The 21,100-nt window shown below is 73.1% G+C and carries 23 protein-coding genes; 10 read left to right on the top strand and 13 right to left on the bottom strand.

Annotated elements, in window-relative coordinates:
- Window positions 1-126: 126 nt before the first annotated feature.
- Window positions 127-921, top strand: coding sequence for a metal-dependent hydrolase (locus tag ACP7TJ_RS03640; RefSeq protein ID WP_427762077.1), 795 nt, complete (start codon window positions 127-129; stop codon window positions 919-921).
- 29 nt (window positions 922-950) lie between these two features.
- Here the strand turns inward: ACP7TJ_RS03640 and ACP7TJ_RS03635 are convergent, their stop codons facing one another.
- The 5 genes from ACP7TJ_RS03635 to ACP7TJ_RS03615 all read right to left on the bottom strand — a co-directional run bounded on the left by ACP7TJ_RS03635 (window position 951) and on the right by ACP7TJ_RS03615 (window position 6,345).
- Complete coding sequence (locus tag ACP7TJ_RS03635) at window positions 951-1,205, bottom strand: type B 50S ribosomal protein L31 (protein ID WP_093765088.1); 255 nt, start codon at window positions 1,203-1,205, stop codon at window positions 951-953.
- Between the two features lie 52 nt (window positions 1,206-1,257).
- Window positions 1,258-1,728, bottom strand: a complete 471-nt coding sequence (locus ACP7TJ_RS03630; RefSeq protein ID WP_167742442.1) for a DUF5709 domain-containing protein — start codon at window positions 1,726-1,728, stop codon at window positions 1,258-1,260.
- 369 nt (window positions 1,729-2,097) lie between these two features.
- Window positions 2,098-3,879, bottom strand: coding sequence for an ABC transporter ATP-binding protein (locus tag ACP7TJ_RS03625; RefSeq protein WP_427762073.1), 1,782 nt, complete (start codon window positions 3,877-3,879; stop codon window positions 2,098-2,100).
- Window positions 3,876-5,714, bottom strand: coding sequence for an ABC transporter transmembrane domain-containing protein (locus ACP7TJ_RS03620; RefSeq protein WP_427762071.1), 1,839 nt, complete (start codon window positions 5,712-5,714; stop codon window positions 3,876-3,878). Before ACP7TJ_RS03620 ends, ACP7TJ_RS03625 begins: the two co-directional genes overlap by 4 nt.
- Before the next feature lie 142 nt (window positions 5,715-5,856).
- Window positions 5,857-6,345, bottom strand: a complete 489-nt coding sequence (locus ACP7TJ_RS03615) for a MarR family winged helix-turn-helix transcriptional regulator (protein ID WP_093765085.1) — start codon at window positions 6,343-6,345, stop codon at window positions 5,857-5,859.
- 85 nt (window positions 6,346-6,430) lie between these two features.
- Here ACP7TJ_RS03615 and ACP7TJ_RS03610 point away from each other — a divergent pair, with 85 nt between their 5' ends.
- Together ACP7TJ_RS03610 and mltG are read left to right on the top strand one after the other, a co-directional pair.
- Window positions 6,431-8,233: an ABC transporter ATP-binding protein gene (locus tag ACP7TJ_RS03610; RefSeq protein WP_427762069.1), complete on the top strand. Its 1,803-nt coding sequence runs from the start codon at window positions 6,431-6,433 to the stop codon at window positions 8,231-8,233.
- Between the two features lie 43 nt (window positions 8,234-8,276).
- Window positions 8,277-9,134, top strand: coding sequence for an endolytic transglycosylase MltG (mltG, locus tag ACP7TJ_RS03605; protein WP_189910720.1), 858 nt, complete (start codon window positions 8,277-8,279; stop codon window positions 9,132-9,134).
- Window positions 9,135-9,141: 7 nt separating this feature from the next.
- Here mltG and ACP7TJ_RS03600 read toward each other — a convergent pair whose 3' ends face one another.
- Window positions 9,142-10,218, bottom strand: coding sequence for an NAD(P)-binding domain-containing protein (locus ACP7TJ_RS03600; RefSeq protein ID WP_189910719.1), 1,077 nt, complete (start codon window positions 10,216-10,218; stop codon window positions 9,142-9,144).
- A gap of 89 nt (window positions 10,219-10,307) precedes the next feature.
- On the opposite strand from ACP7TJ_RS03600, the gene ACP7TJ_RS03595 reads away from it, so the two are divergent.
- From ACP7TJ_RS03595 to ACP7TJ_RS03585, 3 genes are all read left to right on the top strand, one after another.
- Complete coding sequence (locus ACP7TJ_RS03595) at window positions 10,308-10,730, top strand: secondary thiamine-phosphate synthase enzyme YjbQ (protein ID WP_093765081.1); 423 nt, start codon at window positions 10,308-10,310, stop codon at window positions 10,728-10,730.
- A 153-nt stretch (window positions 10,731-10,883) separates the two neighbouring features.
- Window positions 10,884-12,002, top strand: coding sequence for a DUF1254 domain-containing protein (locus ACP7TJ_RS03590; protein ID WP_427762066.1), 1,119 nt, complete (start codon window positions 10,884-10,886; stop codon window positions 12,000-12,002).
- Window positions 12,003-12,008: 6 nt separating this feature from the next.
- On the top strand, window positions 12,009-12,416 hold the full coding sequence (locus ACP7TJ_RS03585; RefSeq protein ID WP_427762063.1) for a DUF1214 domain-containing protein: 408 nt from the start codon (window positions 12,009-12,011) through the stop codon (window positions 12,414-12,416).
- 35 nt (window positions 12,417-12,451) lie between these two features.
- Here ACP7TJ_RS03585 and ACP7TJ_RS03580 read toward each other — a convergent pair whose 3' ends face one another.
- On the bottom strand, window positions 12,452-13,285 hold the full coding sequence (locus tag ACP7TJ_RS03580; protein WP_093765079.1) for a universal stress protein: 834 nt from the start codon (window positions 13,283-13,285) through the stop codon (window positions 12,452-12,454).
- A gap of 306 nt (window positions 13,286-13,591) precedes the next feature.
- Between ACP7TJ_RS03580 and ACP7TJ_RS03575 the strand changes: the two genes are divergently transcribed.
- Together ACP7TJ_RS03575 and ACP7TJ_RS03570 are read left to right on the top strand one after the other, a co-directional pair.
- Entirely contained in the window at window positions 13,592-14,062 is a 471-nt protein-coding gene (locus ACP7TJ_RS03575) for a cation:proton antiporter regulatory subunit (RefSeq protein WP_167742430.1), read from the top strand.
- Window positions 14,063-14,066: 4 nt separating this feature from the next.
- On the top strand, window positions 14,067-15,314 hold the full coding sequence (locus ACP7TJ_RS03570) for a cation:proton antiporter (protein ID WP_093765077.1): 1,248 nt from the start codon (window positions 14,067-14,069) through the stop codon (window positions 15,312-15,314).
- 86 nt (window positions 15,315-15,400) lie between these two features.
- Here the strand turns inward: ACP7TJ_RS03570 and ACP7TJ_RS03565 are convergent, their stop codons facing one another.
- Window positions 15,401-16,474 (bottom strand): MerR family transcriptional regulator, encoded by a 1,074-nt coding sequence (locus ACP7TJ_RS03565; RefSeq protein WP_167742429.1) that lies wholly within the window; start codon window positions 16,472-16,474, stop codon window positions 15,401-15,403.
- 158 nt (window positions 16,475-16,632) lie between these two features.
- On the opposite strand from ACP7TJ_RS03565, the gene ACP7TJ_RS03560 reads away from it, so the two are divergent.
- A complete protein-coding gene (locus ACP7TJ_RS03560) occupies window positions 16,633-17,025 on the top strand; it encodes a hypothetical protein (RefSeq protein ID WP_193459713.1) in 393 nt (130 codons plus the stop codon).
- Here the strand turns inward: ACP7TJ_RS03560 and ACP7TJ_RS03555 are convergent.
- Window positions 16,991-17,479, bottom strand: a complete 489-nt coding sequence (locus ACP7TJ_RS03555; protein WP_093765075.1) for a hypothetical protein — start codon at window positions 17,477-17,479, stop codon at window positions 16,991-16,993. The two genes, ACP7TJ_RS03560 and ACP7TJ_RS03555, sit on opposite strands and share 35 nt — an antisense overlap.
- A 201-nt stretch (window positions 17,480-17,680) precedes the next feature.
- A complete protein-coding gene (locus tag ACP7TJ_RS03550; protein WP_367474196.1) occupies window positions 17,681-18,073 on the bottom strand; it encodes a DUF5997 family protein in 393 nt (130 codons plus the stop codon).
- Between the two features lie 58 nt (window positions 18,074-18,131).
- Between ACP7TJ_RS03550 and ACP7TJ_RS03545 the strand changes: the two genes are divergently transcribed.
- Window positions 18,132-18,914 (top strand): LysR family transcriptional regulator substrate-binding protein, encoded by a 783-nt coding sequence (locus tag ACP7TJ_RS03545; RefSeq protein ID WP_427762056.1) that lies wholly within the window; start codon window positions 18,132-18,134, stop codon window positions 18,912-18,914.
- Window positions 18,915-18,932: 18 nt separating this feature from the next.
- Here ACP7TJ_RS03545 and ACP7TJ_RS03540 read toward each other — a convergent pair whose 3' ends face one another.
- From ACP7TJ_RS03540 to ACP7TJ_RS03530, 3 genes are all read right to left on the bottom strand, one after another.
- Window positions 18,933-19,682, bottom strand: coding sequence for a DUF4142 domain-containing protein (locus ACP7TJ_RS03540; RefSeq protein WP_093765072.1), 750 nt, complete (start codon window positions 19,680-19,682; stop codon window positions 18,933-18,935).
- Between the two features lie 143 nt (window positions 19,683-19,825).
- Window positions 19,826-20,521, bottom strand: a complete 696-nt coding sequence (locus tag ACP7TJ_RS03535) for an HAD family hydrolase (RefSeq protein ID WP_427762053.1) — start codon at window positions 20,519-20,521, stop codon at window positions 19,826-19,828.
- Between the two features lie 19 nt (window positions 20,522-20,540).
- On the bottom strand, window positions 20,541-21,017 hold the full coding sequence (locus ACP7TJ_RS03530) for an Lrp/AsnC family transcriptional regulator (protein ID WP_093765070.1): 477 nt from the start codon (window positions 21,015-21,017) through the stop codon (window positions 20,541-20,543).
- Window positions 21,018-21,100: the final 83 nt, after the last annotated feature.

Below are 21,100 nucleotides of genomic sequence, written 5' to 3'. Positions count from 1 at the left end.
CCGCCCACCTGATGCGGGAATCGGCTGTCGGCTCGAAGATCACTACCGCTACGCTGTGTCGCCGGCGCGGCGTCAACGTCCCCGTCAACAGGGCGGCGGCGAAAGAGGAATGGGCGGGCACAGGCCATGATGGGACCAGCACACTCACTGTCGGGCGCGGCGGCCTGGCTCGGGGTCGGGGCGGCGACGGCCGCGGCCGGACGTCCGATGCCCTGGCCCGTGCTGCTGGCCGGTGCGCTGATCTGCGCCGGGGCCGCGCTCGCCCCCGACCTGGACCACAAGGCCGCCACCATCTCGCGGTCGTTCGGTCCCGTCTCCCGCTGGCTGTGCGAGATCGTCGACAAGCTGTCCTACGCGATCTACAAAGCGACGAAGAAGCCGGCCGACCCCCGTCGCTCCGGCGGTCACCGCACCCTGACCCACACCTGGCTGTGGGCGGTCCTCATCGGCGGCGGCGCCTCGGCCCTGGCGATCACCGGCGGCCGCTGGGCGGTCCTGTTCATCCTCTTCGTGCACATGGTGCTGGCCATCGAGGGCCTGCTGTGGCGGGCGACGCGCGGCTCCAGCAGCGACGTGCTGGTGTGGCTCCTGGCGGCGGCCAGCGCCTGGATCATCGCGGGCATCCTCGACGAGCCCGGCAACGGCGCGAGCTGGCTGTTCACCGAGCCGGGCCAGGAGTACCTGTGGCTCGGCCTGCCGATCGTCCTCGGCGCCCTGGTGCACGACATCGGGGACGCGCTGACCGTCTCCGGCTGCCCGGTCCTGTGGCCCATACCCGTGGGCCGTAAGCGCTGGTACCCGGTCGGCCCGCCGAAGGCGCTGCGGTTCCGCGCCGGCAGCTGGGTGGAGCTGAGGGTGCTGATGCCGGCGTTCATGCTGCTGGGCGGGGTGGGCTGCGCGGCGGCGCTGAACGTCATATAGGCGAGGTACGGCGGACGGGAGGGCGTCGGTCAGCCGCCGCCTTCGCCGCCGTAGCGGCGCTCGAAGCGGGCGATGCGGCCCTCGGTGTCCACGGTCCTGGCCTTGCCCGTGTAGAACGGGTGGCTCTCCGAGGAGATCTCCACGTCCACCACCGGGTAGGTCTCGCCGTCGTCCCACTCGATGGTCTGCTCGCTGGACGCGGTGGACCGGGTGAGGAAGGCGTATCCGGCGGCCCGGTCGCGGAAGACGACCGGACGGTACTCGGGGTGCTTGTCCTTCTGCATGGGTAGCTCCTCGGGCGGCTGGGTTCCGCGTCCGCGGCCGGGCACGGCGGGGTCAGCCGGGCAGGCTGTCCTCGTCGACGATGTGCACGGCGGCCTCCTCGGCGGAGGCGGCGGCGCCGTCGATGCCGATGTCGCTGGCGACCAGCGCCTCCTCCTCGTCCTCGTGCGCCCCTTCGTCGGGGGCGACGAGCCGGCCGGAGCGTGCCGCACCGACCTCGTTGTCCAGGAGTTCCCCGTCGGTGCCGGTGGAATCACCGAGGTCGTCGCCGTCCGGCACGGGCAGGTCCGGCAGCTCCTCGGCCAGCCGCTGGTCCAGGGTCTCGCCCCTGTGCTGCTCGGCGGCGGTCACACCGTGGTGCTCCACGGCCCAGGGCCGCTCGGGAGGCGACCAGCCCCGGTCGAGAGGGTCGGCGACACCGTCGGTCTCCAGCGTGTCCTCGGCGTCCAGGAGTCCGGCGTCGTCCTGGATCTCGGACGCGTCGGGCTGGTAGACGTCGTCTCCCCAACCGTCACCGCTGTTCACGGACACCTCCAGGGGGTGGGGCGGGCCGCGTCGCCCGCCGTGGCCCGCACCGGGCCGGCTCCACGGGCACCGGACCCGCCAGGCCCCGATCGACCGGGCCCCGGACGCTCCCGTAGCCGATGCCTTCTTCCAGCCTTCCACCGGATCTCCCGACCCCGCAACGCCACAGGCGGTGACCGGCGGACGCCGGCCCGCTGCCCCCGGCCGGGAGGCGGCGCCTGCGAGGCGGGACGCGCCAGGCACGCAGTCCCGCGCGGTGCGCGGCGCCTCCCAGGCGCGGAGTCGCCGGGGCGGCGGGGGCGGCCGTCCTGTGCGGGACGCGTGCCGCACCCTCGCCCTGCCCCGCACAGCCCCGCGCCGAGCGCCGGCTCAGCCGTGCCAGCTGCGCCACAGGGCGGCGTACGCCCCGTCCGCCGCGACCAGTTCCTCGTGGCTGCCCAGTTCGCTGATGCGGCCGTTCTCGACGACGGCGATGACGTCCGCGTCGTGGGCCGTGTGCAGGCGGTGGGCGATGGCGACGACGGTGCGGCCGTCGAGGACGCGGGCCAGGGAGCGTTCCAGATGACGGGCCGCACGCGGGTCGAGCAGCGAGGTCGCCTCGTCGAGGACCAGCGTGTGCGGGTCGGTCAGCACCAGCCGGGCCAGCGCGATCTGCTGCGCCTGAGCCGGGGTGAGCGCGAACCCGCCCGAGCCGACCTCCGTGTCCAGGCCGTCCTCCAGCGCCCGCGCCCATCCGTCCGCGTCGACCGCGCCGAGCGCCGCCCACAGCTCGGCGTCCTCCGCGTCGGTGCGGGCGAGGCGCAGGTTGTCGCGGAGGGAGCCGACGAAGACGTGGTGCTCCTGGTTGACCAGGGCGACGTGGGAGCGGACCCGTTCCGCGGTCATGCGGGACAGTTCCGCGTCGCCGAGGGTGACGTGTCCCTCCCGGGGCGCGTAGATCCCCGCGAGCAGCCGGCCCAGTGTGGACTTGCCCGCGCCCGAGGGACCCACCAGGGCCATCCGGGTCCCCGGCGGCACCTCGAGGGACACCTTCCGCAGGACGTCCACGCCCTCCACGTAGCCGAAGTGCACGGTGTCCGCCCGCATCCGCCGCCCCTCGGGCGTCACGGCCGGGTCCCCGGCGCCGGGCTCGATGTCCCGCACGCCGACCAGCCGGGCCAGCGACACCTGCGCGACCTGCAGCTCGTCGTACCAGCGCAGGATCAGCCCGACCGGGTCCACCAGCATCTGCGCGATCAGCGCGGCCGTCGTGAGCTGGCCGACGCCGATCCACCCCCGCAGCACGAACACCCCGCCGATCATCAGGACCGATCCGAGGACCGTGACATGGGTGATGTTGACGACGGGGAACAGGACCGAGCGCAGCCACAGCGTGTAGCGCTCCCAGGCCGTCCACTCCCGCACCCGCCGGTCCGTCAGGGCCACGCGGCGCGGGCCGAGGCGGTGCGCCTCCACCGTCCGCCCGGCGTCCACGGTCTCGGCGAGCGCGGCGGCCACCGCCGCGTACCCGGCCGCCTCCGAGCGGTACGCGCCCGGCGCCCGGCGGAAGTACCAGCGGCATCCGGCCACCAGCAGCGGCACGGCGACCAGCACCGCCGGCGCCAGTTCCGGCGCGGTGACGACCAGGCCGCCGAGCAGCAGGGCCGCCCACACCACGCCGATCGCCAGCTGGGGCACGGCCTCGCGCATGGCGTTGCCGAGCCGGTCGATGTCGGTCGTGATCCGCGAGAGCAGGTCGCCGGTGCCGGCCCGTTCCAGCACGCCCGGCGGCAGTCCGACGGACCGCACCAGGAAGTCCTCGCGCAGGTCGGCGAGCATCCGTTCGCCGAGCATCGCCCCGCGCAGCCGCACCTGCCGGACGAACCCCGCGTGGACCACCAGGGCGGCCACGAACAGCGTCGCCGTGAGCCCGAGGTGGAGCTCCCGTTCCCCGGACGACACCCGTTCCACGAGCCCGCCCAGCAGGTACGGGCCCACCATCGAGGCGATCACCGCCACCGTGTTGACGGCGACCAGCAGCAGGAAGGCCCGCCGGTGCCGGCGCAGCAGCTCGGCCACGTACGCGCGTACGGTCGCGGGCGCGCCCACCGGCAGCGTGCTGGCCGCCGTCGGGGCCGCCGGGTCGTACGGCGGGGGCGCGACGCCGATCATGCCGTCTCCTCGATCTCTTCGAGCTCTTCCAGTTCCTCGAGGCCGTGCGGGACCATGTCCGCGCCCGGCCCGTCGGCGCGGAGCCCGGCGGCCGACGCCGTCTCCTCCTCCGTCTCGCGGGTCACCACGGCCCGGTACCGGGGCTCGGCACGCACCAGCTCCCGGTGGCCGCCGACCGCGACGACGGTCCCCTCGTGCAGGAACACCACCCGGTCGGCGCGGTCCAGCAGCAGCGGGGACGAGGTGAACACCACGGTGGTGCGCCCGGACCGCAGGCCGCGCAGGCCCTGGGCGATGCGCGCCTCGGTGTGCGAGTCGACGGCCGAGGTGGGTTCGTCGAGGACCAGCACCTCCGGGTCCGTGACCAGCGACCGGGCGAGCGCGAGCCGCTGGCGCTGCCCACCGGACAGCGACCGGCCGCGCTCGGTGATGCGGGCGTCCATCGGGTCCTCCGCGCCCAGCGACCCCTGCACCAGCGCGGCCAGCACGTCCTGGCACTGCGCGGCCTCCAGCGCCGCCCGCGGGTCCACCGCGCCGGACGCGGGCACGTCGAGCAGCTGCCCCAGCGTGCCGGAGAGCAGCACCGGGTCCTTGTCCTGCACCAGCACGGCCGTACGGGCGCTGTCGAGCGGCAGTTCGTCGAGGGGCACCCCGCCGAGCAGCACCGAGGTGCCCTCCTGCGCGGCGTGCCCGCCGAGCCGTTCGGACAGCCGTCCCGCCGCGTCCGGGTCGCCGCACACCACGGCGGTGAGCAGGCCGGACGGGGCGCACAGTCCCGTCTCCGGGTCGTACAGGTCGCCCGCCGGCGTCTCGGCGGCGCGTGTGCCGGCGGTGTCCGTGGCCCGCTCCAGCGACAGCACCCGCGCGGCCCGCCGGGCCGAGGGGCGCGAGAAGGAGTACGCCATCGCGATCTCCTCGAAATGCCGCAAAGGGTAGGTGAGGAGCATCACCGAGCTGTAGACGGTGACCAGTTCACCGACGGCGATCCGGCCGTCGCGGGCCAGCTGGACGCCGTACCAGACCACCGTGATCAGCAGCAGGCCCGGCAGCAGCACCTGGACGGCGGCGATCAGCGACCACATCCGCGCGCTGCGCACGGCCGCGTGGCGGACCTCCTGCGAGGCGCGCCGGTAGCGGTCGAGGAACAGGTCCTCGCCGCCGATGCCGCGCAGCACCCGCAGTCCGGCGACGGTGTCGGAGGCCAGCTCGGTGGCCCGTCCCGCCTTCTCGCGCTGGACGTCGGCCCGCCGGGTGGCCTTGGGCAGCAGCGGCAGCACCGCGAGCGCCAGCACGGGCAGCCCGGCGGCGACGACGACGCCGAGGGCGGGCTGGTGGACGAGGAGCCCGACGGTGACCGCGACGACGGTGACCGCGGCGGCGGTGAACCGCGACAGGGCCTCCACGAACCAGCCGATCTTCTCCACGTCACCGGTGGAGACGGCGACGACCTCGCCCGCCGCCACGCGCCGGGTCAGCACCGAGCCCAGCACGGCGGCCTTGCGGCCCAGCAGTTGCTGCACGCGTGCGGCGGCGGTGATCCAGTTGGTGACGGCGGAGCGGTGCAGGAAGGTGTCGCCGACGGCGTTGCCCACGCAGGCCAGCGCCATCAGACCGCCCGCCAGTGCGAGCCGGCCGCCGGAACGGTCGACCGCGGCCTGGACGGCGACGCCGACGCAGAACGGCAGCGAGGCCACGGACGCGAAGTGCAGCAGGCCCCAGGCCAGCGACTTCAGCTGTCCGCCCAGCTGGTTGCGGAAGAGCCACCACAGGAATCGAGGACCCGAACGGGCGTCGGGCACACCCGGATCGGGATACGGAAGGTCGTGAATCTGCATGGCGTCCCAGTGGCTCGGAGCAGGGGCCGCGGCCGTCCTCGGACGGCGGCAGCAAACCGTGACAGGTTGACTCCGTCACGCATCCACGGGCAACCGGTTTTTACCGGCCACGAGCGGGGCCTCGGCCACGCCCTCCGGGACGTCAGCCCTCCACCGGATCCGGCCGCCCGGCAGGCCCCTCCTCGCAGGGCGGGCCCGTGGGACCGTCGACCAGCGTGTTCAGCAGCTCACCGAGCTGCTCCCGCTCCCGTTCCCCCAGCGGGGCGAGGATCTCCGACGCGGCCGCCCGCCGTGCCGCGCGCAGTTCCCGGAGCGTCTCGCGGCCCGCGTCGGTCAGCTCGATGCGGATCACGCGCCGGTTGGCCGGATCCGGGACCCTGCGTACCGTGCCGTGCGCCTCCAGCCCGTCGACCAGCGTGGTCACCGCGCGGGGCACCACCTCCAGCCGCTCCGCGAGGTCGGCCATGCGGGGCGGTGAGCTGTAGTGCGCGAGGGTGCGCAGCAGCCGGGACTGGGCAGGAGTGATGCCGAGCTCGCGCCGCTCCAGATGGCGCTTCTGGATGCGATGCACCCGGCGGGTGAGCCGGAGCAGTTGCTCGGCCAGCAGGCCGTCGGGGTCGGGGGCGGTCATGCGGGAACATTATCAGGATGTCGCTCATTGTGAGTATGGGTAACAATGAATACCGTTCACCGAGAGCCGCACCCCGAAGGAGACCATGCACCCCGACCACGCACCCGCATGGACGCCGCCCGCCGGAGCCGAGCAGGAACCCCGGCAGGTGCGGCGCATCCTGCGTCTCTTCCGTCCCTACCGGGGCCGCCTCGCGATCGTCGGACTGCTCGTCGGGGCGTCGTCGCTCGTGTCGGTCGCCTCGCCGTTCCTGCTGAAGGCGATCCTCGACGTCGCGCTGCCCGAGGGCCGCACCGGCCTGCTCAGCCTGCTGGCGCTGGGCATGATCCTCAGCGCCGTGCTCACCAGCGTCTTCGGCGTGCTGCAGACCCTGATCTCCACGACCGTGGGCCAGCGGGTCATGCACGACCTGCGCACCGCCGTCTACGGGCGTCTGCAGCGCATGTCGCTCGCCTTCTTCACCCGCACCCGCACCGGCGAGGTGCAGTCCCGCATCGCCAACGACATCGGCGGCATGCAGGCCACCGTGACCTCCACGGCGACCTCGCTGGTCTCCAACCTCACGAGCGTGGTCGCGACGATCGTGGCGATGCTCGCGCTGGACTGGCGTCTGACGGTCGTGTCGCTGGCGCTGCTGCCGGTCTTCGTCTGGATCAGCCGCCGCGTCGGCAACGAACGCAAGAAGATCACCACCCGGCGTCAGAAGCAGATGGCCGCGATGGCGGCCACGGTCACCGAGTCGCTGTCGGTCAGCGGCATCCTGCTCGGCCGCACGATGGGCCGCTCCGACTCGCTGACCGCCGGCTTCGCCGACGAGTCCGAGCGCCTCGTCGATCTGGAGGTGCGGTCGAACATGGCCGGCCGCTGGCGGATGGCGGTCATCACGATCGTCATGGCCGCCATGCCGGCGGTCATCTACTGGACGGCCGGCCTCGCCCTGCACTCGGGCGGCCCGGGGGTGTCGATCGGCACCATCGTCGCGTTCGTCTCGCTCCAGCAGGGCCTGTTCCGCCCGGCGGTGAGCCTGCTGTCCACCGGCGTGCAGATCCAGACCTCGCTCGCCCTCTTCCAGCGCATCTTCGAGTACCTCGACCTGCCGGTCGACATCACCGAGCGCGAGGACCCGGTGCGGCTGGATCGGGTCAAGGGCGAGGTCCGCTTCGAGAACGTCTCGTTCGGCTACGACGGCAAGGGCGGCCCGGTTCTCGACGGCATCGACATCACCGTCCTGCCGGGCGGGAGCCTCGCCGTGGTCGGCCCGACCGGCGCCGGCAAGTCCACGCTCGGCCACCTGGTGCCGCGGCTGTACGACGTCACGGGCGGGCGGGTCACCCTCGACGGGGTGGACGTGCGCGACCTCGACTTCGACACCCTGGCCCGCGCGGTGGGCGTCGTCTCCCAGGAGACGTACCTCTTCCACGCGTCGGTCGCGGACAACCTGCGCTTCGCCAAGCCCGACGCCACCGACGAGGAGCTGCACGCGGCGGCGAAGGCCGCCCAGATCCACGACCACATCGCGGCCCTGCCGGACGGGTACGACACCGTCGTCGGCGAACGGGGCCACCGCTTCTCCGGCGGCGAGAAGCAGCGCCTGGCGATCGCGCGGACCATCCTGCGCGACCCTCCGGTGCTCGTCCTCGACGAGGCCACCAGCGCGCTGGACACCCGTACCGAGGCGGCGGTGCAGGCCGCCATCGACGCGCTGTCGGCCGACCGCACCACCCTCACCATCGCCCACCGGCTGTCCACCGTCCGAGGCGCCGATCAGATCGTCGTCCTGGATTCCGGCCGCGTGGCGGAACGCGGCACCCACGAGGAGCTGCTGGAGCGCGAAGGGCGCTACGCGGCCCTCGTGCGACGGGACGCTCGACTGGAGCCGACAAGCTGAAAATATGCCGGGTTTATGACCATATGCGGGTTACCGTGCCCGCATGCAGACGAACACTCCGTCACGGAACTCGATCCGACTGACGCGCCGCGGCCGTCTCGCCCTGGCGACGCTCGGGGCCGTCGTGGCCGGCACCGCCGTGGCGGTGCCGCTGCTGATCATGGCCGACGAGGAGGAGCCCCGCCCCGAGACCCTGGTCGTCCCCGCGGGATGGCGGGCGAGCCAGGTCTACGCCACCATCGACAAGACCCTCGACCTGCCCGCGGGCACCACGAAGAAGTCCCTCGCCAAGCTGCATCTGAGACTGCCGAACGAGGCGGAGGGCAACCCCGAGGGCTATCTCTTCCCGGACACGTATCCGCTCCCGGAGAACGCCACTCCGCAGAAGCTGCTGGCCCGCATGGTCGACACGGCCAACAAGAAGTTCAACGGCGCCCCCGTCGCCGCCGGAGCGCAGCGCAACGCGATGAACGTCTACCAGGCGGTCACCGTCGCCAGCATCGTCCAGGCCGAGGCCGCCACCCGGGCGGACATGGGCAAGGTGGCCCGGGTGATCTTCAACCGGCTGGAGCGCGGCATGCCGCTGCAGATGGACTCCACCGTCGACTACGCCCTCAGCCGCACCACGGCGCGCACCACCCCCGCCGACACCGAGGTCGACAGCCCGTACAACTCCTACCGGCGCATGGGGCTGCCGCCGACCCCCATCGACAACCCCGGCGAGGACGCCGTGCGCGCCGCGATCAACCCCACCCCGGGCGACTGGCTGTACTTCGTCACGGTCCGGCCGGGGGAGACCCGCTTCACCGCGGACCTCGCGGAGCACCAGCGCAATGTGGCGGAGGCGGAGGCCGAACGGAAGAAGACCGCGGAGAAGTCCGCGCGGCCGTCCTCGCCGTGACCGCCGTTCAGGCCGCGGCGGGCTCCTCGGCCAGCAGCCGCCGGATGTCCCGCACGGCCGCCCGTCCGGCCCGGTTGGCGCCGATCGTGCTGGCCGAGGGACCGTAGCCGACCAGGTGGATCCGCGGGTCGCCGACCACCCGGGTGCCCTCCACGCGGATCCCGCCGCCGGGCTCCCGCAGCCGCAGCGGCGCGAGATGGCCGATCACGGGCCGGAACCCGGTCGCCCACAGGATCACGTCCGCCGCGACCCGGCGCCCGTCGTCCCACACCACACCCTCGGGCTCGATCCGGTCGAACATCGGCAGGCGGTCGAGCACCCCGTCCGAAAGTCCCCGCCGGATCGCGTCGTTCAGCGGCAGCCCCGTCACGGAGACCACGCTGCGCGGGGGCAGCCCCTGCCGGACGCGTTCCTCTACGAGGGCCACGGCCTCACGGCCCGCGTTCTCGTCGAAGGGCTCCTCCCGCCAGACGGGCGGCCGCCGCGTCACCCAGGTGGTGGCCGCCGCGTACGGAGCGATCTCCAGCAGATGCTGGGTGCCGGACGCGCCGCCGCCCACCACGACCACCCGCAGCCCGGCGAACGCCTGCGGACCTGGGTACTGCGCGGTGTGCAACTGCCGTCCGAGGAAGGTCTCCTGGCCCGGGTAGCGGGGCCGGAAGGGCCGGTCCCAGGTGCCGGTCGCGTTGATCAGCGCGCGGGTCGCCCAGGTGCCGTGCGAGGTCTCCACCAGCAGCCGCCCGCCGGACCCCTCCCGCACCGCGCGCACGTCCACCGGGCGGCGCACCCGCAGGTCGAACATCCGCTCGTAGCGGTCGAAGTACGCGCCGATCACCTCGGCGGAGGGCCGCAGCGGATCGGCGTCCGTCAGCTCCATCCCGGGCAGCGCGTGCATCCCGTGCACCTTGCCGTACGTCAGCGAGGGCCAGCGGAACTGCCAGGCGCCGCCGGGCCGGGGGGAGTGGTCCAGCACCACGAAGTCGCGGTCCGGCTCGAAGCCGGTGCGCCGCAGGTGATAGGCGCTCGACAGTCCGGCCTGCCCGGCGCCGACGACGACCACCTCGACCTCGCGCACATGGTTCACGCTTCCACCAACACCCGAGGTGCGGTGGATCTTCCCGGACGCGCTCCGCCGAGGCGCGGGACGCGCGCCGCGTGCGTCAGGATGGGCGCATGTCCGACGCCTTCACCACCCGAGTCCTGACCCTCACCACCGGCTCCGCCGAGCGGGTCGTCGACATCACCGGCGACTGCGAGACCTTCCTGCGGGACACCGCGGCCGGCCGGGACGGCCTGCTCAACGTGTTCGTGCCGCACGCCACGGCCGGCATCGCCGTCATCGAGACCGGCGCCGGCAGCGACGAGGACCTGCTCTCCGCGCTGCACACCCTGCTGCCCGCCGACGACCGCTGGCAGCACCGTCACGGCAGCCCCGGCCACGGCCGCGACCACGTCCTCCCGGCTCTCGTCCCGCCGCACGCGACCCTCCCGGTGATCAACGGCCGCCTGGAGCTGGGCACCTGGCAGTCGGTCTGCCTGGTCGACACCAACAAGGACAACGCCGAGCGTCGGGTGCGGCTGTCGTTCCTCGCGTGACGAGGGTGCGGACCGGCTCACGAGCCCCATTTGCCGGGGTATGGACGTGGTGATCTACTCGAAGAGAAGGTGCTTGTTCGAGCACCGGCCCGGCAACCCCGCGAAGGTGGCCGCACGTTGTGCCGTCCAGCCTCAGGAGAGAGGAACGCGGTGATGGCCTCAACCAACAGCAACCATCCCGGGCGAGGGCTGCGCCACGGTCTCGCCGCGGCGGCAGCCGGCATCGGCCAGGCGGCGGCCGCCACCGGAAAGGCCACCGCGGCGGCCGTACGTCACCCGGGGGACACCATCGATCGCGCCCGGAAGGTGACGCGGGCCCTGCCCGTGGCATGGCACTCGGTGAAGCCGACGCTGACCGGCCGGGTGGACGACTGGCGCCGCGAGTACGCGTACACGTTGGGGCAGCAGGCCTTCGTCTACGGCTTCCCCTACCTCTACAACGCAGAGCTTCGCCACCGTTGGGTGACCCAGAAGCCCGAGACGGAAACGACGCCCTACATGGCCGTCAACCACTTCTGGCATGCGCGCGGTCTCTGGGACGTCTCGGACAGGGCGGGCGTGTCACCCAACATCGACACGCTGTATTCCTGGGCGTGGGCGGACCTGCGGGAGGAGCCCCTCATTCTCTCGCATCCGGACATGGGCGCCCGCTACTTCACCTTCGAACTGGTCGCCTTCACCTCCGACAACTACGACTACGTGGGCATGCGGGCGACCGGATCGCAGGCCGGTGACTTCGCCCTCATCGGCCCGGGCTGGAGCGGGGACCTCCCGGAGGGCGTGCGCCGCACGGCGACCGCCCCCACCCCGTGGGTCCTGATCGTCGGGCGCACCCTCGTCGAGGGCGAGGAGGACCTCCCAGCCGTCCACGCGCTGCAGCGGCAGTACCGGCTGACACCGCTCCACCTGCTCGGCGAGGAAGGCGCCACGCTCCCGGAACGCCGCGACGTACCGGTACCGGTCGACCCCGCCGAGGATCCGCTCGGTCCGTGGAAGACGCTCAACGCGGCGCTGGCCGAGAACCCTCTGCCGACGCACCACGACGTCCTGCTCCGGCAGTTCGCGGAGATCGGCATCGGCCCGGGGCTGGACGTCGAGGCGCAGCCGGAGCCGGTGAAGGAGGGCCTGATCCGGGCCGCCGCCACCGCCGTGCCCATGCTCGAACAGCAGCTGCTCAGCGGCCAGTGGGCCGAGCTGGTCAACGGCTGGCGCTACCCGCAGGGGGAGGTCGGGCACTACGGGGACGACTTTCTCAGGCGGGCCGCGGAGTAGTCCCTGGTGGGCATCGCCGTCAACGATCCCGAGGAAGCGGTCTACCTGACGGCCTTCACCGACGACGCCGACGAGACGCTGACCACCGGCCGCTACGAGCTGCGCTTCGAGGCGGGGTCGATGCCCCCGGTCGACGCGTTCTGGTCGCTGACCGCCTACGACGAGGACCGGAACCTGATCCCGAACCCGATCAACCGGTACTCCGTCGGAGACCGCACCCGAGGGCTGGTCACAGACGAGGACGGGAGTCTGACCCTCTATCTGCAGCCGGACTCGCCGGGGCCCGAGCGGGAGTCCAACTGGCTGCCCACGCCGCAGCAGGGCATCTGGTACGCCGCGCTGCGCATGTACCTCCCGCGCCCTGAGGTCATCGACGCGCGATGGCATTGCCCGCCCATCAAGCGCGTCGGCTGACGGAACGGAGCTGAGGGGGTTGACGCCCCCTCAGCTCACAGTGACCGCACCACCGTGACCGGGCAGTCCGCGTGGTGCAGCAGGGCCTGGCTGACCGAGCCGAGCAACATGCCGGCGACCCCGCCGTGGCCGCGTGCTCCGGCCACCACCAGCTGCGCCTCGCGCGTCGCCTCCAGCAGCGCCTGCCGGACCCGGCCCCGCTCGAGGCGCGGCTGGACGACGACCTCAGGGTGCGCGGCCATCCAGGGCCGCATCGCGTCCTCCAGCAGCCGCCGGTGACGCAGTTCGAGCTGATCCAGGTCCACCACCACGCTCAGCGGATCGCCCGGGGCCTCGTACGGCGTGGGCTCGCTCCAGGTGTTCCAGACGTGCATGGCCGTCAGCGGCGCCCCGCGCAGTTCTGCCTCCGTGAACGCGAAGGACGCGGCGGCGTTCCCGGCGGGCGAGCCGTCCGCGGCCAGCAGTACGGGACCCCGGGGGTCGGGCCGCCCGCGCATCACCATGAGAGGGCCGTGCCCGTGCGCCGCCAGCTGCATGGCCGTCGAGCCCAGCAGCAGGTCGCCGAAGAGGCTCCGGCCGCGCCGCCCCAGCACGGTCAGCACCGCGTGCCGCGACTCGGTCCCCAGCACCGTCAGGGCGTCGCCGGACACCACGGTGCGGGTGATCTCCAGTCCGGGGACGCGCTCGTGGATCCGCTGCTCCGTCTCGGCCAGCACCCCGTGGATCATCGGATCCAGGTCCGCGGGCCGGGTGAACGCGTGCACGATGCGCAGCCGGGCCCCACGCAGCCGAGCCTCCTCGGCCGCCACGTCGGCGGCGGCGAGGCTGGAGGAGGAGCCGTCCACTCCGACGATCACCGTGTCGTCCACCACACACTCCCGTCCCCGGAAGATGCCACCGAGTACCCACGCGGGCGGTCCGCTACGCATCCGATTCCTGCGCTTTGTCCGGTACACCCCGCTGACCTGCGGGGACACGACGTCCTCGGAGATCCTCGCCGTGGTCCCGCGGGCTGTCCATCCGTGGCAACACCCATGTTCCGGCCGAATGGCGGGATGGCACCATTACGGCAGTGAGGGTGGCCACCTGGTGCCGTGCGCCGGTCCGTTCAGCCCCCGCACATCGGACGGCTTGAGAAGAAGACGGGAAGGGGACGGGCTGTGCCTGCTCCACGGATGAGCGCGACACCGTTGCCGGGCATCGGTGTCAAATACGACCTCACCACGCGTGAGCACGAGCACCTGTCCGTCATCGCGCACCGCGACGGCGCCCGTACGGTCAACGTCTACCGCTCCGACGACCCGGACGCCTGCGCCCGCTCGCTGCGGCTCAGCGTCGCCGAGTCGGCCGCGCTCATCGACGCGCTGATGCCGGCCCACCACAGCCCCAACCTGCTGCACACCACCGACCTGGGCCTGGTCGCCGAGCGCATCGAGCTGTCCTCGGTCTCCCACTGGAACGGACGCCTGCTGGGCGAGACGCGGATGCGCACCGACACGGGAGTGTCGATCGTGGCCGTCCTGCGTCGCGCGGAGGCGATCCCGTCGCCCGCGCCGGACTTCCGGCTCGCCGGCGGCGACACCCTGATCGTGATCGGCACCCGCGAAGGCATCGACGCCGCCGCCGAGATCCTCGGGCGGGAGTGAGCGCGTGCACTCTTCCGCGATCTTCCTCATCGAGTTCGGCGCGATCATCCTCGGTCTCGGCCTGCTCGGCCGCCTCGCCGGACGCCTCCAGTTCTCGCCCATCCCCCTCTACCTGCTGGCCGGCCTCGCGTTCGGCGAGGGCGGCCTGCTGCCGCTCGGCGCCAGCGAGGAGTTCGTCGCGATCGGCGCCGAGATCGGCGTCATCCTGCTGCTCCTCATGCTCGGCCTCGAGTACACGGCCAGCGACCTCGTCTCCAACCTCAAGACGCAGTACCCCGCCGGTCTCGTCGACATGACGCTCAACGCCCTGCCCGGCGCCGCCCTCGCCCTGCTCATGGGCTGGGGCCCGGTCGCCGCCGTGGTGCTCGCGGGCGTCACCTGGATCTCCTCCTCCGGCGTCATCGCCAAGGTCCTCGGCGACCTGGGCCGGCTCGGCAACCGAGAGACCCCGGTCATCCTCAGCATCCTCGTGCTCGAGGACCTGGCGATGGCCGTCTACCTCCCGATCATCACCGCCCTGCTGGCCGGCGTCAGCCTCGCCGCGGGCAGCGTCACCCTCGCCATCGCGCTGGGCGTCGCCGGTCTCGTGCTCTTCGTCGCCGTCCGCTACGGACGCGTGATCTCCCGCTTCGTCTCCAGCGACGACCCGGAGAAGCTGCTGCTCGTCGTGCTCGGCCTGACCCTGCTGGTCGCCGGCATCGCCCAGCAGCTCCAGGTGTCGGCCGCCGTCGGCGCGTTCCTCGTCGGCATCGCCCTGTCCGGCGAGGTCGCGGAGGGCGCGCACAACCTGCTCGCCCCGCTGCGCGACCTGTTCGCCGCGGTGTTCTTCGTCTTCTTCGGCCTGCACACCGACCCGCAGTCCATCCCGCCGGTCATCCTCCCGGCGCTGGGCCTGGCCGTCGTCACCGTCCTCACGAAGATCGCCACCGGCTGGTGGGCGGCCCGCCGGGCCGGCATCTCCGTCAAGGGCCGCTGGCGCGCGGGCGGCACGCTGGTGGCGCGCGGCGAGTTCTCCATCGTCATCGCCGGACTCGCCGTCACCGCCGGCATCGAGCCCCAGCTCGGCCCGCTGGCCACCGCGTACGTCCTGGTCCTGGTGGTGCTCGGACCGCTCACCGCCCGCTACACCGAGCCGATCGCGATGCGCCTGGCCGGACGCGGCACGCCCCCGCCCGACGGCCTGCTGGCCCAGCGCGGCACGCCCGCCGCGGAGACGCTGGAGCCGATGGAGGACAGCGGCCGCGACCGCTGACCCCCGCCGCCCGTGCGTACGGCCCGGACGGCCCCCGCGAGGGAGCCGCCCGGGCCGTCGTGCGCTCCGGGGACAAGACGTCCGGCTCAGTCGGACAGTCGCACCGGCATCAGCAGCGAGAACGTGTGCTCGTCGCCGGCCCCGCGGATCACGAGCGGGGCCGTCGGGGCGCCGAACTCCAGGACGAGCCGGTCGTCGGCCGCCGCGGCCAGCGCGTCCAGCAGGAACGCCCGGTTCACCGCGACGAGGTCCGGGCCGTCGGCGCCCTCCGGGACCGGCGCGACCCGGCCGTCCTCCGACACCTCCAGCACCGTCAGCTCGCACGTCGCCCCGCCGTCCTCGTGCAGCCGCACCGGACCCGTGCGCACCGCCTCCGTGAACGCGGGCACCTTCACCTCCGCACGACGTCCGGCGGGCAGCCGCACCAGGCGCCGGTAGTCCGGGAAGTCCTGCCCCAGACAGCGCCCGCCCGTCTGCCGGTCACCGGCCTCCAGGGTCACGCGCCCGTCGTCCACGGTGAGGCGCACCTCGTCCTCGCCGTCCAGCAGCGACCGCATCGCGTCGGCGAGCGGCAGCGGCACGGTCGCCTGCACGCGGCCGCCCCCCTGCCCGCTCGCCGCGGTGCGGGCCACCGCCATCCGATAGCGGTCGGTCGCCACGAGGTGCAGGGCGTCGCCCTCGGCGTCGAGATGGACGCCGGCCAGCACCGGCAGCTCCGGGTCGGTCCCGGCCGCGAAGCGGACCGCGTCCAGCGCGGCGGCCAGACCGGGGCCGGACACGGACAGCCGGGCGGCGGAAAGGGGTGAGGTCATGAGGGGGTCCTCCCTGTCGTCGAGAAGGTCACGAAGCGCGGAGAACTCGGCACGGGCGGCCGACAGCCCCTTCTCCAGCCGGCGCAGATGCGCCTCGAGGAGCCGGCGTACGAGTTCGGTGTCGGCGGCCGTCCAGCCGGCCAGGACCAGCCGGACGTCCGCCAGCGGCATACCGGCACGGCGCAGCCGGGCCAGCACCCGGGCCTCGCCGAGCTGCTCCGGCGCGTACCAGCGGTAGCCCGTGACCGGATCGACCTGGTCGGGGACCAGGACACCGGCACGGTCGTAGAACCGCAGGGCGCTGACGCCCAGCCCGCTCTCGCGGGCCATCTCACCAATGCTGCGCATCTCGCTCTCCACACCTCGGACCCTGACGCCTCGACCAGGTCGAGGGTCAAACCCCGCCTCCCCGACGCGTACGGCCGACCGGGTGACGATGTCACCCCCGCGGGGCGGAGGTGGAGCCCACGGCGTACCACCGGCGCACGGCGGCGCGTTGCTCCGGCATGGACAGCACTGAGACGGCGCGGCGCCTTCTCGGGCACGGCGCCGTGAACCGGCCGTACGCGCAACTGACCGGCGGCCATGTGGCGAACACACCGATCTACGCGGAACTCGTCGCGGAGTGGCGGGCGAAGGGATGCACCGTCCCGGGGCACAGGGACGGGCCGTGGGCGTCGTTCGCCGTCATGACCGCGAACGACCACGGCCCGGCGCCCACCGTGCCGTTCCGCGTCCCGGTCCCCCTGCTGGCCCCGGAGACGGAGACGTCCGGGGCCATGCCGTCCGGCGAGACGCCCGAGGGGATGTCTTCCCGTGAGTCGTCCGAGGCGGCCGCGGCCGAGGAGGCGCCGGAACCGGAGCTCACCAGCAGTCCGGACCGGCCGGCTCCGCGCTGACCGGGGCGAGCACCGCGAGCGTCCCGGTCGCCCGCCGCAGCGCCCGTTCCAGCGGCTCCGCCGCGTGCAGCGTGCCGGTGCCGTCCGGCGGGACCAGCCACTCCAGCCGTCCGGAGGGCCGGTACGGCGGCGGCACGGCCACCCAGGACCCGCGTCCCACGTGCCGTACCCCGAAGCCCACCCACTCGCTGCCCGGGTCGGGCGGCAGGAAGAAGCCCACACGGCGTGCCGTGACGTCCACCAGCGTGGGCCCGGGCATCTCCAGCGGATCGCTCCACAGCAGATCCAGGGCCAGCAGCCCGAGGCGGTCGGGCACGCTCAGCACGTCCCAGTACCGCCCGGCCGCGAGCAGGGCCGTGCCCTGACCGCGGTCCCACTGGCGTTTGCACTCCTGCGGGTCCGTGGCCGCCGCGGCCAGCCATTCGACGGCCTGCTTCCACCTGGTGTCGTGCATGTCCCACCCCGGGCACGGTCGGCCGCGCCGCCACGGGCGCGTGCGATAGCGCCACATGGTGGTGCATATATCTGTTCTCCGGAAGGGGTGGGACGGTGTCCGCTTCCCGTCATGTCCCGTCATGCGGGGGGGGGGAACGGAAGCGGAACACCCCCGGACCGGGGACCCGGCCGGGGGTGTCTGTGCCGTCGGAGGCGGACCTCAGGCGCCGCCCTCGGTGCCCTCGCTCCCGCGCTTCTTCAGCCGGGCCGCCTCCTTGCGGACCTCGGCCTGGGTGGCGCGCTCCCGCTCCAGCCACTCGGGGCGCTCCTCCTTCAGCGCCTCGATCTGCTCGGTGGTGAGCGGCTCGGTCACCCCGCCACGGGCCAGACCGGAGATCGAGACGCCCAGCTTGGCCGCGACCACCGGGCGGGGGTGCGGGCCGTCGCGCCGCAGGTCCCGCAGCCACTGCGGAGGATCGGTCTGGAGCGCGTTCAGTTCCGCACGCGAGACCACGCCCTCCCGGAACTCGGCGGGGGTGGCATCGAGGTACACACCCAGTTTCTTCGCCGCGGTCGCGGGCTTCATCGTCTGGGTGCTCTGGTGCTGCGTCATGGCGTCCAGGGTATCGAGCGTGTGCACGGCCGCCGACCACGGCCGGTAACCTGGCCAGGTGACCGGCCCGGAAGTGTCCCCCTCGCTCCGCCTCGTGTACGTCCCCGGCGTGATGCCCGACAAGTGGGTGCGCGTCTGGAACGAGCGGCAGCCCGACGTCCCGCTGACCCTCACCCAGGCGCCCCCGGCGCCGGCGCACGGGATGCTGCTGGACGGCGAGGCCGACGCCGGTCTCGTCCGGCTCCCCGTCGACCGGACGGTGCTCAGCGCCATCCCCCTCTACACCGAGCAGACCGTCGTCGTGGTCCCCAAGGACCATCTGGTCACCGCCGCCGACTCGGTCACCGTCGAGGACCTCGCGGACGACATCGTGCTGCACCCCCTCGACGACGTGCTCGCCTGGGAGACCCTGCCCGGCCGCCCCGCCCTGGAACGCCCGGCCACCACCGCCGACGCGATCGAGCTGGTCGCCGCCGGGATCGGCGTGCTCGTGGCGCCCCTGTCGCTGGCCCGGCTGCACCACCGCAAGGACCTCACCCACCGCCCCCTGGAGGACGCGCCCGCCTCGAGCGTGGGTCTGGCCTGGCCGGAGGCGGCGACCACGGACCTGGTCGAGGACTTCATCGGCATCGTGCGCGGCCGGACCGTCAACAGCACCCGCGGCCGCCGGCCGCAGCCCGCGCAGGAGAAGCAGGCGAAGCAGAAGAAGGACCGGTCGGACCGGAGCGACGGCGGACGCCGTCGGCAGCCGTCCGCCGGGGCCGCGGGCCGTGCCCGGCGGGGCACCGGCGGCGGAACGGCGAAGGACCCGCGACGGGGCAAGCCCCGCCGCAGGTCCTGACCGCGGACCGCGGACGCGTCAGCGCACCGTGCCGGAGGGCGACGGCGCCGGGGAGGCCGTGTTGAGGTCCTCCAGCTCCTTCGGGATCGGCAGGGCCAGCACCGGCGCGCCCGCCTGCGGCGCCGGCGGCGTCACCTGCTCGTTCGGCAGCTTAGGCGGGCTGGTCTGCTGGAAGTTCACCTGCTCGTGATTGACCAGACCGGTCTTCTCCAGGACCGTGATGTGGTCGAGCACGGTGTCGTTGGCCTGGTCCGCCAGCTGCCGGATCAGCGTGTTGCGGGTGTTCGCGCGGACCTTGGCGATCGCGGGGAAGATCTGCCCGTGCGTCACGCGCATGATGTTCACCGCCGTGGAGTCGAACTCCTTGCCGCTCGTGGCCTTCACCGTCTCCACGAACCCCTGCTGCTGCGGCGACGCCTGGTTCGGCAGCGTGATGCCGAGCTCCAGGGAGATCCTGCGGCAGCTGGCGTCCAGCCGGCCGTGCCCGACCACCAGATGCTCGCCCGCCTCCTTCATCTCCGGCGTCGTACCGCGCTCCATCGCGAGCAGCCCCAGCGGGTGCTCCCACAGTCCGGCCGCGCGCACCTTCACCACGAAGTCACGGTCCTGCTCGGTCAGGGGGCCGTAGTTCGTGTTGGCCACCACCCGGTCCTGCGAGGTGGATGAGGTCTGTACGCCCAGCATGGTGGGATAGGCGAGCGCGGTGAGGGTCAGAATCATGGCTCCGCCCACGAACGCGGTTCCTGCCGTGCCGCGCGAGATGCGCATCGTGCCTCCTGGATGATGAACGGCCCAACACCAGGAAGTACGGACGCGGAGCGCGTAACAATCACTGTTCAGGAAAGAATTTTCGGCCGCTCGGGGAAGCGGGCCTCGTGCACGGCGTCCGGCGGCTCCCGAGCCCGAGCCGGTCAGCTCCGTCGGGCGGTCCCGGTCAGCCAGTCCCAGGCCGCCCGCGCCGTGAACTCCGTCTGGCCGCCGCGCAGCAGCAGACCCGCCGTGGCGAACTCCGGCGCGTCCGCCTGCGCGGCGACGTAGGGCACGGCGATGCAGCGCATTCCGGCCGCGTGCGCGGCGGCCGCGCCCGGCGCGGCGTCCTCGACCACCACGCAGTCCGCCGGTTCCGCGGCGAGCCGCCGCGCCGCCTCCAGGAACACGTCGGGGGCCGGCTTGCCGTGGGCGACCTCGTCGGCCGACACCACGGTGCGCAGACACGTGTCCAGGCCGGTGCCGGACAGGATCACGTCGATCGCCTCGGCCGAGGATCCCGACGCCACGGCCATCCGGACGCCCTCGTCCGCCAGCCGTTCCACGAACGCGCGCATCTCGGGGAACACCGTCGTCTTCGTCCGGGCCAGCTCCAGGTAGTGGCGGTTCTTGACCGCCACCAGCTCGTCCACCGACGCGGACAGGCCGTGCCGGAGGCGCCAGTCGGCGATGGTCTCGCGGGTACTGATCCCGACGTACCGCTCGTGCTCCGCCCAGGTGAAGTCCGGGACGCCGTACTCGGCGAGCGTGCGGCGCCCGGCCTCGTAGTAGTTCGGCTCGCTGTCCACGAGTGTTCCGTCGAGATCGAAGACGACCGAGAGGGTGCCGAGTGCGTTCATGCGTCCAGCATGGCAGGGGCTAGCTCCGTGCCGACCGGCCGATCGACTCCACCAGCGGCAGCAGCCGGTGCGGCACCCGCTCCCGCAGTGCCACCTCGGTACGGGTGCGGACCACGCCCGGCATCCCGATCAGCTTCTGGATCACATCCTCCAGATGGGCGTTGTCCCGGGCCACCACCCGGGTCAGCAGATCGCCGCCGCCCGTGATGGAGAACGCCTCCACGATCTCCGGCACCGCGGCCAGCGCGTCCCCCACCTCGTCGAGATGCCCCTGGGTGACCTCGATGTGCACGAACGCCAGCACCGGGTGGCCCAGCGCGGCGGGGGAGAGGGCCGGGCCGGTGCCGGTGATCACACCCTCGCGCTCCATGCGGTCGAGCCGCGCCTGGAGCGTGCCGCGCGCCACGCCGAGGATCCGCGCGTACTCACGCACGCTGGTGCGCGGCTGCTCCAGCAGCAGCCGCAGGATGCGGGTGTCGAGTTCGTCCACGGCCACGAGGTCGTCGCTCCGAAGTCGGCCATTGGCACGGCGATGGCCCAGAGGATGCCGTGACGACTGTACCAACGGCCCACTCCGGC

This window comes from Streptomyces sp. DSM 41931 (assembly GCF_050271085.1).
GTDB classification, from domain to species: Bacteria; Actinomycetota; Actinomycetes; order Streptomycetales; family Streptomycetaceae; genus Streptomyces; species Streptomyces albogriseolus.
Note: the sequence above shows the minus strand (reverse complement) of the source record. Positions and strands in the feature narration are given on the sequence as shown.